Origin of the sequence: Paenibacillus sp. FSL L8-0333 (genome assembly GCF_037965665.1) — a bacterium.
Lineage (GTDB): Bacteria > Bacillota > Bacilli > Paenibacillales > Paenibacillaceae > Paenibacillus_AQ > Paenibacillus_AQ odorifer.
The window spans coordinates 2,678,134-2,689,736 of the sequence record NZ_CP150186.1; the positions used below are offsets into that span (position 1 = coordinate 2,678,134).

The 11,603-nt window shown below is 43.9% G+C and carries 10 protein-coding genes and 1 pseudogene; 10 read left to right on the top strand and 1 reads right to left on the bottom strand.

Features of this window, described 5'->3' with window-relative positions:
• The first annotated feature begins 12 nt into the window (after nt 1-12).
• The 8 genes and pseudogenes from NYE72_RS11715 to NYE72_RS11750 all read left to right on the top strand — a co-directional run bounded on the left by NYE72_RS11715 (nt 13) and on the right by NYE72_RS11750 (nt 9,862).
• Complete coding sequence (locus NYE72_RS11715) at nt 13-3,354, top strand: amino acid adenylation domain-containing protein (RefSeq protein ID WP_339211809.1); 3,342 nt, start codon at nt 13-15, stop codon at nt 3,352-3,354.
• A gap of 18 nt (nt 3,355-3,372) precedes the next feature.
• Nucleotides 3,373-3,633, top strand: coding sequence for an acyl carrier protein (locus tag NYE72_RS11720; protein ID WP_162164283.1), 261 nt, complete (start codon nt 3,373-3,375; stop codon nt 3,631-3,633).
• A complete protein-coding gene (locus tag NYE72_RS11725) occupies nt 3,626-4,633 on the top strand; it encodes a hypothetical protein (protein ID WP_076272862.1) in 1,008 nt (335 codons plus the stop codon). The genes NYE72_RS11720 and NYE72_RS11725 overlap by 8 nt, the downstream gene beginning before the upstream one ends.
• Nucleotides 4,630-5,802: an FAD-binding oxidoreductase gene (locus NYE72_RS11730; protein ID WP_076100684.1), complete on the top strand. Its 1,173-nt coding sequence runs from the start codon at nt 4,630-4,632 to the stop codon at nt 5,800-5,802. Before NYE72_RS11725 ends, NYE72_RS11730 begins: the two co-directional genes overlap by 4 nt.
• Nucleotides 5,803-5,823: 21 nt before the next feature.
• Nucleotides 5,824-6,567 (top strand): hypothetical protein, encoded by a 744-nt coding sequence (locus NYE72_RS11735; protein WP_076225143.1) that lies wholly within the window; start codon nt 5,824-5,826, stop codon nt 6,565-6,567.
• An 18-nt stretch (nt 6,568-6,585) separates the two neighbouring features.
• Nucleotides 6,586-8,010: a radical SAM protein gene (locus NYE72_RS11740; protein ID WP_076105502.1), complete on the top strand. Its 1,425-nt coding sequence runs from the start codon at nt 6,586-6,588 to the stop codon at nt 8,008-8,010.
• 56 nt (nt 8,011-8,066) lie between these two features.
• Nucleotides 8,067-8,657, top strand: a pseudogene (locus NYE72_RS11745) (4'-phosphopantetheinyl transferase superfamily protein); the annotation flags it as partial.
• A 377-nt stretch (nt 8,658-9,034) separates the two neighbouring features.
• Nucleotides 9,035-9,862: a hypothetical protein gene (locus NYE72_RS11750; protein WP_339211810.1), complete on the top strand. Its 828-nt coding sequence runs from the start codon at nt 9,035-9,037 to the stop codon at nt 9,860-9,862.
• Here NYE72_RS11750 and NYE72_RS11755 read toward each other — a convergent pair.
• Entirely contained in the window at nt 9,859-10,065 is a 207-nt protein-coding gene (locus tag NYE72_RS11755; RefSeq protein ID WP_076147195.1) for a hypothetical protein, read from the bottom strand. The two genes, NYE72_RS11750 and NYE72_RS11755, sit on opposite strands and share 4 nt — an antisense overlap.
• Before the next feature lie 145 nt (nt 10,066-10,210).
• Between NYE72_RS11755 and NYE72_RS11760 the strand changes: the two genes are divergently transcribed.
• Together NYE72_RS11760 and NYE72_RS11765 are read left to right on the top strand one after the other, a co-directional pair.
• Nucleotides 10,211-10,633 (top strand): Rrf2 family transcriptional regulator, encoded by a 423-nt coding sequence (locus NYE72_RS11760; RefSeq protein WP_076100677.1) that lies wholly within the window; start codon nt 10,211-10,213, stop codon nt 10,631-10,633.
• 175 nt (nt 10,634-10,808) lie between these two features.
• The gene (locus NYE72_RS11765; protein WP_076272864.1) at nt 10,809-11,333 is read left to right on the top strand and encodes a hypothetical protein; all 525 of its coding nucleotides are present in this window, start codon (nt 10,809-10,811) and stop codon (nt 11,331-11,333) included.
• The last annotated feature ends 270 nt before the right edge of the window (nt 11,334-11,603 follow it).

Here is an 11,603-nt window from a genome sequence, read left to right on the forward strand (position 1 = left end):
GGAGGATGAAGTATGACTCGAGGTTTATCAAATTGGGAAGCGCTGCTGCAGGCCGAGCGAATGCATAGAAGTCTCCCTCCTATCCGTGCTGATTCCGATTTAACCGATATTCCGCTGAGCGGCGCTCAGCGCAGATTATGGTTTTTGCATCAATTGAACCCTGCCAGCTCCGCTTACAATATGACGATACAATACCGCTTGAAGGGTTGTCTGAATTATAAACACTTGACTGAATGTCTGGGTATATTGAAGGAAAGGCATCGAATTTTAGACACTGTATTTTACGAAAAAGACGGGGAGCCTTACCAAAAGACGGTTCCACAGCCCGCAGCGGTCAGGATTGAGCGGTTGGATTGTCTTGAGTCAGAGATGGAGAAACAGGCGTTGGATTGGTTGGCAATGGAGATTAATAAACCGTTCGAATTAAATGGAGGCTCTTTATTTGAGACGGTACTGGTGCAGATGAGCCCAACCGAGCATTTACTGATATTTCGTTTCCATCACAGCATTTCAGATGCGTTGTCTCTGGATATTTTTACAAATGAATTCAGGGAGATCTACAACGCTTTGGAAGAAGGCAGGGTGGCACGCTTGCCTGAATTGCCGGTACAGTATTCTGCTTATGCGGTCTGGGAACAAAAATATATTGCAAATGCCGGCAATCCAACACTAATGGATTATTGGAGCAACAAGTTAGCTTCGGCAGATACACGGCTTGATTTAAACCTTGCGGCAATGCCTGAAGCTGCTGGGCCAACCGATTCGGAGTGCAATTATGGGGGAGAGTTGCCGCAGGATGCCTATAATGAAATGCTGGATTTTATAAAACGTCACCCCGAATTCACGGTCTATAACGTTATGCTCGCAGCCTACCGGGTCCTGATGTTTAGATATACCGGCCAGTCTAACCTGATTATCGGCTCAACCATGGCTAACCGTAACCGCATTGAAGTAAGGAATCTTATCGGTTTTTTTGCCAATACTTTGCCACTCACCACCAATGTGCAGACTGAAGACAGCTTCTTTGAAGTATTGAATAAAGAGAAAGAAACAATTAATGAGGGCATTGCCTATCAACAAGTCTCTTTCGACAAGCTGGTCAGTATTATGCATCCAGATCGCAGGCCAGGGGAAAATCCGCTGTTTCAAACGATGTTTACTTATGTGCAGAGCGGCAAAACGGATTTGGAGTTATCCAACCTAACTGTTGAAGCGTTAAAGGCAGATAAAAGCTCTTCGGCCTTTGACCTGACGATTGGGCTTAATGATACCGGAAGCGGAGTGCAATTATTTTACGAATACAACAATGATAAATGGTACGCGGCCTCATTGAGGCAATTCCATTACCACTACATTAACATTCTCCAGCAGCTGCTGCAGCGACCGGAGGCTACGGTTAGCAGCCACATGTTTTTGACCGCGGAAGAAATCAATAAAGTGATCTACGAATGGAATGATACTTGTACGGATTTCGGCTGTCTGGACAGCCGAAGGTTCATAAGCCAGATCAAAAAACAAGCTGCGAAGCATAGTCATCTGCGGGCTGTATTTTTGAGCGAAGAAGACAACATGAGTTATGAGGAGCTTGATCTGGCCTCAGATATGCTTGCTTCGAGGCTGATACAATTGGGGATCGGGCGTGGCAGCCTTGTTGGGTTGGGCTTGGAGAGATCTGTTGAGCTAGTCACCTCAATTCTGGCGGTAATTAAATGCGGCGGGGCATTTATGCCGCTTGATCCACAGCTACCCTCCAAACGTCTGGCCCATATGATTTGTGAGTCGTCGTGTGCACTGATCATCACCCAGGAACAATCTGCGGCTCTGTTTAAACCGATGCATAAGGTGGTCCTCGTCGGGATTAGCTCTTATTCAGCTGACTTAAGGTGTGAAATTGTGCACAATGAGCCGGTCGAACCCAGCGATTTAGCCTATGTTATCTATACTTCCGGTTCAACCGGAACCCCGAAGGGCGCGATGAACAGCTATGAGGGATTATACAACCGGCTTCTTTGGATGCAGCAGCAGTTTGGTTTGGATGAGACCGATAAAGTGCTGCAGAAGACACCGCTCACTTTTGATGTGGCAGTATGGGAGCTGCTGTGGCCATTACTGCATGGAGCGGAATTGGTATTAGCCCGACCGGATAAACCGCATGATCCTGAATATATTGGGAATGTGATTGTCGAGAGGCATATTACGACGATTCATTTTGTTCCGGCGTTACTGCAGCAGTTTATGGACTCCTTTCCAATAGAAAGCTGCATTTCACTTAAAAATGTCATTTGCAGTGGAGAAGAGCTGAGTACCACATTACGTGATTCTTTTTTCTCAAAATCCGCTGCGCATTTGTTCAACTTGTACGGGCCCGCTGAGGCGGCCATTGATGTAACCTGCTGGGACTGTGCGGAGAGCCGAGGCCATTCAAGTGTTCCGATCGGCAAACCGATTTCCAATCTCCGAATTTACATTCTGGATAAATATCTTCTGCCGGTTCCCGTTGGGGTTTACGGAGAAATATGCATTGGTGGAATAGGAGTGGGCCTAGGATACATCGGAAATGAAGAGCTGACCAACCGCAGTTTTGTACCCAATCCTTACTCCAGACATCCTGCTGCTGAACGTCTGTACCGCACAGGAGACATGGGCAAATTCCTCGAAGACGGCACGATTATTTATGGGGGAAGAACAGATCAACAAATCAAGCTCAACGGTGCGCGGATAGAGCTGGGTGAAATCGAGGCCGTATTTCGCCGTTACAACCGGATCAAAGAGACTCTTGTCCATCCGCTCAAGCAGAATAACGGGGGGCAGCTTATGATTGCCTATTATGTGAGCGATGAAGAGATTGCCGCTGCGGAGCTGCGAAACTATGCGAGAGCTTATTTGCCGGCCTATATGATTCCTGGCATCTTTATGAGACTTGAGAGATTTCCGTTAAATCGAAATGGTAAGGTTGATCGCCAGGCGCTTCCGCTGCCTGATGTTAGATTTAAAGAAGCGAGCAGCGCTCTACTTCCTAAAAATGAGTTTCAGGCAGAGATAGAATCTATCTGGCAAGAGTTGTTGAGTTTGGAGGGTCGTGCGATCGGCATTGCCGAGAATTTTTTTGATCTGGGCGGCCATTCGTTATTAGCTCTAAAGCTAGTTAGTATTGTCAACAAAAGATTCAATACAAACATAACTATTATGGAGTTGTACCTAGGCGAATTTACGATTGCAAGAATGGCGGACATGCTTGCTGAACCGTCCTCTGCTGCAGCCCAGGGACAGCTGACGAAATCAGTGTTATCTCAATTAGGAATGTCATTGGAAGAAATTTTGCAAGTAGGCGAAGGAACATTAGGCCAGAGATAAATGATGGACAGGGAGGATATGATGGACCAAATACAACAGCGGGTGGAGGTATTGCTGCGCCTATTTGTAAAGTGTGATATTTCCTTGGAGCCCGAAAGTGTGTTCACAGATCTGGAAATGGATTCGCTTACTTACATCAAATTTATTGTTGAAGTTGAGCGGGCGTTGCAATTGGACTTTGATCCTTACCTTTTGGTAGCAGGACATTTTCCTACGGTTGGAGATTTAACGGCATATCTCTGGAGTAAAAATGGTGAAGGATGTGCCACAGATGCCTAACCTGCCGATCAAGTACCCTATGGTGAACAGCAGCATGAACAGCTCTCATCTGCTCAGTGTAGTGGAAGTCTGCTCTAGAAAGATGGATTGGCTGCATAACCATTATATTCATTTATATCTTGGAGCGAATATGGATGTGATGGATCTTGAATTTCTGTCACCCGAGCAATCTTTGGGGCATTTCCCCTATCTGAATTTGAAAGAGATCAGGCTTGGTCCTGAACGTGTTGCTGTAAAACAGATCTTGGATTGTCTGGCTGAGAAGGAGTATGTCGAAGTAAGCTTGGATGAATTTTATATAGAAGGTAAGCACTATTTTAATAAGGTTCATTTCGAAAGGAATTTTATGATTTACGGCTATGATGATCTTAGTCATACATTTAGTATTGCTGGCTCGGATTACGATAAAATCTTCGAGTTTCATGAGCTTCCCGCCGATCAGATCATATCATCGCTGCGCGCTCATGCATTCGAACGGCGTTCGATTCGCTCTGTCCGGCTAAATGAAGCTGATAAGATTCATTTTGAGCCAACTACACTGATCGCAAGCCTAGCGGATTATTACTATTCACGCCAGCCAGAAACCATGGTAACCTGCCCGGGAACAGATGGAGGTTCGTGTTGGGGAATGAAGGTGTATGGAGCGCTGCTAGACTATTTAGATAGGTTGGCGCGTAACGAAATTTTCTATTGTGTTCGTCCGTTTCATTTACTCTGGGAGCACAAAAAATGCATGGTTAACAGGCTTGGATATTTATCTCAATGTGGATATAACCTTTCTGATTTCATTATGAAAGGCTATGAGGATATATACGAAACCACTCTTATTCTCAGAAACATTTTGGTGAAATATCATCTTGAGCCTGACCTTAACCTGTTGCGGATCGCTGCACGCACAGTGGAGAGTATCGATGTGCAAGAGCGCGCGCTTCTGTCAGCGCTTTTGAAAGAGTTTAGTACTGTAACCAGCAAAATAGAAGAAAAGGAGAATTCTCGGTGATACCCGATAAATGTGAAGTTGTTATTATTGGATCTGGGGCAGTCGGGGCGTGTACAGCCTACTATTTAGCCAAAAAAGGAATAACTGATGTGGTAGTGCTTGAGAAAAGCGAAAGTTTAGGCGGAGCAACCACATCTATCTGCGCAGGCGGGATGCGAAGTCAGTTTACAACGGAGATAAATATTGAATTGTCCAAGTTAAGTTTTCGATTGCTGGAGCAGCTTGATTCGTATAACCTTGTTCAGGATGAAATGGACCAGTGCGGATATATGTTTATTTTCACGGCACAAGATAATCTTTCTGAGTTTTATGATGCGATGCTTTTGCAGCAAAGGTTGGGTGTGCAAACGGAATGGATGGAGCCTAAGCAGATTCAAAAGAAGCTGCCGATGCTGGTTCTAGAGGATGTAACCGGTGCAACTTACAATAAGCAGGATGGATTGATCGACCCCAATAAGATTACAAGCACGTATATTCGGCTCTCCAGAGATCTGGGTGTCAAATATTATCCTGGAGTCGCTGTAACGGACTTTATTACTGACGGTTCCGCGATACAGCAAGTGGTAACGTCAGAAGGAGCGATAACTTCGCGAGTTGTTGTAAATGCTACGGGCCCCTGGTCCAAATTTGTGGCTGCTAAAGCCGGAATTGAGTTGCCGGTAATCCCCTGCCATCAGCAGTTGTTGGTTACAGATGTGCTCCCATGGCTGCCCGCCGATTTTCCCGTTATTGTGTTCCCCGGGGAAGGGCTGGGCTTACATAAGGAGACAGGCGGTCTGTTAACGGGCTTAAATAAGCCCTTTGTTGCAGGGGGATGCGAAGATCCGGATTATAGCTACTCAGACCCGGAATGGGAATATAAACATCTGGAAGCTGCTCTTCGTCGGCTGCCTCGTCTCCAGGAAGCAACCATCAAATCCTGCTGGGGAGGGTATTATGATGACACGCCGGACTCCCATCCGGTGCTGGGCGCTGATAACAAAATCCAAGGGTTTTACCATGCGTCAGGATTCAGCGGACATGGTTTTATGCACAGCCCGGCCGCCGGACTCCTAATCAGTGAAGAAATAGCCGGGAATTCGGCACAAACATTAGACATATCATCATTGCGGTCCAATCGCTGGCTAACTGCAGCAGGCAGAAAAATTAATGAATACTACAAGATTTAGAAGTATAGGAGGTTTATTGAAATGGAGAACTCTAAGAACCAAATGTTAAAGCTTATAGATAATATGCTAAACGCAAATGTGCTTCAGCGGACGGATCTCAAACGGTTTACCGCAAACCTTGAGCATTCACCGGATGATCCCGAAATGCTGCGTCTGGAGCTTGAATCCTGGTATCGTGGGATGGGGGTAGATCAGATCATTGGCAGAAAATTCGAACTATCGCCTTGTCCTTTTACAAGCGAAGAGATTCGTTCATCGAGAGAAAATGGAGAAATTATTTTGTGCTTTCCCAAGGGAATTACACGGGAACAGATTGGTGAGCTTACAAGAATTTCAAGCTGGGCCTTAAAAGATCCACTTGTGACAGCCGCAACGGAGCAGGAAGATTGCTGGATTCGAACAGCGGCTGCGCTGTCGCCTTCATTAATGAAACACACAGGGCTAGAGGTTGCACACTTAGTGGAAGACAGCGGGGATCTTAACTTTAGTTTGGAAAGGTATCTTCTTTTCGTGGCTAGAGTGAGATTCTTGACAGGTAATACCCCGGATTCGGAATACTGGATTTGGCTTCCAAGAGGGAGATACGACCGTTCGGGAATGTTAATTGCCGGTTTTGACCGAAATGGCTGCTTTAATGTGCATGGCTGGATGCCCCAATTCTCTGCCAGTTTTTTGGGTGCCAGATTTGGAACACTTCCCGGTTCCGCTGCCAAAGTCGGTTCTTCCATCGTCTCAGATTCAGACCTCAGTTTCACTAAAATTTAACAATGGAGGCCGAAATCAATGGCAGATCGTCAGAGTAAAAGAGTAGCCTGTGTTATTCCCCCGTTTTACCGGCTTATTGAGTCGAAAAACAATAGGATCAGTCCTGCTATGCATTACATAGCGGAGATATTGCATCGTAGGGGTCATGCAGTCACGTTAATTAATGGCGATAATGCTCCAGATGATCATGATTATACAGAGCGGTACAGTATGACTATGAACAGCTGGCTTATGCAGGAACGTTGTACTCGGGGGCATGAAAGCTTTGATATGGTCATAAATGAGCTAGAGCGCTTTCAGCCTGATTATGTGTTTATTGGTGTTGGCGATGTTCTGATGCCTACTGTCGAACTTGGAAGTACTCAGTCCTGTGCATACCTTGCAAAAGAGATAAAGAAGAGATGGGGAGATAAGGTTACCTGTATTGGTTATGGACATTTGCTTAAACATGCCAAGCTGAAGGACACGGCTGATTTGGATACGATCATTGTTGGAGAAGGCGAGGATCTTGCGGTTTCTGTAGTAGAGGGGAATGCAAGGGGAATGCTGCCTGTTAAATGGGCCCAGCAATTAAACGATCTTCCGATACTGACAGATTCATATTTAGCGCAGAAAAATAAGCCGGAAGACTGGGACTACATTATGTCTATGCGCGGGTGCCCCAAACGCTGTACATTCTGTTATCAGCCCTCGCTGCGCGGCTGCAATGTCTCCTTTATGTCTCCCGAACGTTTTGTTAGCGAAATCCGCTACCGCATTGAACGTATGCATGTATTTGGATTTTATTTCTCAGATATGATCTTTCTGCCGGGCTTAGGCAAACGCACTTCAGAAATGCTTAGATTGCTGATTGAACTAAAAGAGGAGTACCCTGAGTTTCACTGGTGGGCAGAGGCGCGCGTGGACATTTGTGTGAGACAGAATATCCTTGATAAGATGAAGCAGTCGGGGTGCGTGCATTTGAAATTTGGTGTGGAAATGGCCAACCAAAGGATGCTGCAAGTGGTGAATAAAGGAATTAGATTGACGGAAGTCGAGGAAGCTTTCCGCATGGCAGCGGAGGCGGGAATCAAACGGACAGCCTATATTTTGCTGGGATGCCCTGGATTCAATGACCAAGATTATATAGAGATGTTACCTTTTTTTAAAGCCTTAAAGGCTGATAATTATGTGATAAATATCAATGTTCCTTATGTTGGCACACAGCTATATGAACAGGTGAAGGAACAGCTTTTTGATTTTGGAATTTATAAAGATGGTGAAGAAAGCTACATGCATACTTCCTTGGTGATGCAAAAATTCTGGGGAATTTCTGATGAAACACGGGATAGTTTTTTTGCACTTCAAGGAGAGAAAGATGATGCAAAAGTAAGGAATTATAAGCGGAAAATTGTAGAGAAAGCTGCTTTTATAGAGAATGACGTGTTGTCCTTTCATGAATAGGATTCGCAAGTACTTATGAGCTGAAGGAGTAGCGATGAGCGATGGAGATCTTCGGGGTGAAGGTGGCTGAGCTAATATCTGAACCTGCGTTAGAAACATTAATGTGGCGCATCCCCCAACAAAAGAGAGAGCGGCTTAAACGCTTTAAAAGAGTGGAAGCGTTGCAGCATTCTCTTATTGCTGAATTGCTGGTTCGTGTAAGCTTAAATAAACGGTTAAAAGTGAACAACCGCGATATCGAGTTTGTTACAAATGTCTACGGAAAACCCTCCCTAAAAAAAAGGGGGGGGACTGTAGAGTTTAACATTTCGCATTCAGGAGAATGGGTGGTTTGCGCATTGGATGAATTGCCGATCGGTATTGACATTGAGCAGATTCAGCAAGCCGATCTTAATATTGCTAAGCGTTTTTTTTCGCAAGATGAATATGTCCAATTGACGGAATGTGAAGAGATGGGCCGGATGAGTCTGTTCTTTGACCTTTGGACACTTAAAGAAAGCTATATCAAAGCGATAGGGAAGGGATTATCTCTTCCATTGAACTCGTTTTCGTTTCGTTTAAACAACGGAATTCAATTGGAGAACCATGACGCAATCGGATTGTATCACTTTAAGCAGTATCATATTGATGAGAAATATAAATTAGCCGTATGTGCGCAAAACCCCTTATTTCCCGGGGAGGTTTCAGTGGTAAACCAATGCCAATTTCACCAGGATTGCATGCAACTATTGGATGCTTTTTAACGATCTAAGCCTAGGTGATATTGAACTTGTTACAGAGAAGCGGCTTATCTACAGATAAGTTGCTTTTTGTCTTGCACGTTTTCGCTTTATCTAGATTTGAAGTTTTCTGCCATGGTGTTAATATTCCCTCATCGGTTATATGCATAAGCCATTGATGTGATGTAAAATGTCCATGAGTGATTAATGCTGGAGATTTGATCAAATATTGATGGAACAGGAAACTCGCATACGCGATGCAAGGAATCGTTCGAATCTGAAGATAACTATCGGAGGGACCAGAGATGGCTGAGCAAAAGATGATTGAAGTGCCGTTTCAGCAATGGGTAAACGATAAGGAGCTGTGGGTACAGCTTAATGATTTGATGATGCAGGAGAGTAAACTCCCAGGACCACGAGTGAATTTGGAGCTCTCAGACCATTTCGCCAAACAATTCGCGCATCCTAATCTAACAGATACAGGCTGGGAGCTGCTCGTCTCTTGGACTAATATTACTGAAGCTGAAGCTGGGGTGAATGATCCCCGTGAGTTTCTGCCGTTTTGTGCGATTAGGGCGTTCGGTGCTTATTACAGTTACGGTGGAGAAGAGCAGCAAGTAGTGATTCAAAACAGCATTAAGACAGCTATGAATGACTCGCGATGGAGGGTGCGTGAAGCGTCTGCTATGGCGCTGCAAAGTATAGGGGAGGATGATTTCACCCTGCTCAGGCAGCTGATTGACATGTGGGAGAAAGGTGCGAACAGGCTTGAACAACGGGCTTTTGTAGCGGCATTAGCGCATCCTCCTCTTTTAAAAAAGAAAGAAAATACGCTATATTGTCTTCAGTTGGCTGCCCGAATCATGGAGAGTATAGATGGTAGGGGAGTGCAACATGAGGATACTGAGCATTTTCGTGTATTATCTAAGGGACTTGAATACAGCTTGAGTGTATTTGTGGCGAATGAGCCTGAAGAAGGCTTTGTTATGCTGGAGAGATTTGCAAAGAGCCGAGATGCCCGAATCATTAAGATTGTGAAGAGTAATCTTGGCAAATCGCGTCTGAGTAAAAAATATGCTGCCCAGGTGGCTGAGATTCTAAAGGAATTCGATAACATAGGAAAAGATACTTAGGATACGAGTGCCATTTGGCAGTTGTATTTAATCATTTTTTTGTTTTTACTTATATTAGAATTAACAATTAAAGAAACAAAGAGAATTAATATAATCAAAGAAAACCATTCTATGGATTGTTCGAATATTAAACTGTAAGTTATATTAATAAATTCAAAGACAACTGTTATTATTAAAAATATTGCCCAGCGATCTTTTTTCATGAAAATATACCATCCTAATCTATATGGAGAATATTGATAGATTTTAAGTTGTTCATATCCTCAAAAGTTTGACAAATGCATGGAATGTAACTATTATAGTTGCATCTGAATGATGTTTTGTAGCAAGGCAGAAGGAGAGATTTCTATGAATATTAGCACCCGATTTGCGGTAGCCATTCATATATTAACGTTGATTGACAGCAATAAAGAAGGCAAAAGCACGTCGGAGTGGATAGCTGGTAGCGTAAACACAAACCCTGTAGTTATCCGTCGGCTTACGAGTATGCTGCAAAAAGCAGGATTAGTAAATGCCCGCCCCGGAGTCGCAGGTGCTTCGCTTACACGTAGCGCATCCGAGATTACGCTGCTGCAGATTTATAAAGCAGTTAATGCGGTGGAAGAGGACTCGTTGTTTTCTGTCCATGAGCATCCTAATCCCGATTGTCCTGTTGGCAAGAATATAGCCAGTGCAATTGTACCTGTGTTCTCACTCGCCCAAAAAGCAATGGAGAATGTTCTCCAGGAGGTTACATTGGAACAGATTGTGAATGAAATGCCAGAACTATAATTCCTCCATATCATAGCTTAGAAGAAAGGCCAAAACATGTGAAAACGTGATTCTGGTCTTTTTTTGCTTAATTAGGTTTATGGTCAAAGAAGGGAAGTAAGAGGGAATATAGAATCTGTATTTAGAAGCCGGATTAAAGATAATATACATACATACATTGAGGGAGAGCTAAAGAATGTTAAAGAAATTACTGCCTATACTACTAATTATAGTAATGATTACCGGATGTAATGAATCAAGGGATACCACTAAATACGAGGATGCGAATTTTGGAATCACCTTTAACTATCCGGATCATTGGGTTGTAACTGAGAAGTATGGAGCGCCATTATGGTTGATAGTCTCTACGACTGATTATAAACCTGCTGAGGGACTTAAAGGTCCAGGAGTAATGCTCTTTGGATTTAAGCCTAAGGATATGGAGCTTGTCAACAAATGGCTCGGGGATGCCCAAACGAATTACAACAACGGGGCGGAGCTGACAAAAAGTAAAGCTAGTTTAGGCGGGTTAGAGTCCATAAAGTATGAAACTGAAGTATTCGAAGAGGAAGGGAGTAAAGGGAAAGCTATCTATTACGTTATTGAGGAACCGGAAATGTCATTTATGGTGCAGTTCCCTTACAGTGTGGATGAAGTACATAAAGAAGACATGAAGAGGATAGAGGATATTTTACAATCCATAAAGTTTACAAAAGATTAAGTGGGACTAGAACAAGATAGCTGGAATGGTGGAATGTACGATATAAATGCCTTTGTAATGGGCTGAAGTGGCTGAAATGGTGAAATGTACGGTATAAATGCCGTTGAAATGAGCTGAAGTGGCTGGAATGTTGGAATGTACGGTATAAATGCCGTAGAAATGGGCTGAAGTAACTGGAATGGTGAAATGTACGGTATAAATGCCTTTGAAATGGGCTGAAGTAGCTGGAATGATGAAATGTACGGTATAAATGCCGTTGAATGGGCTGAA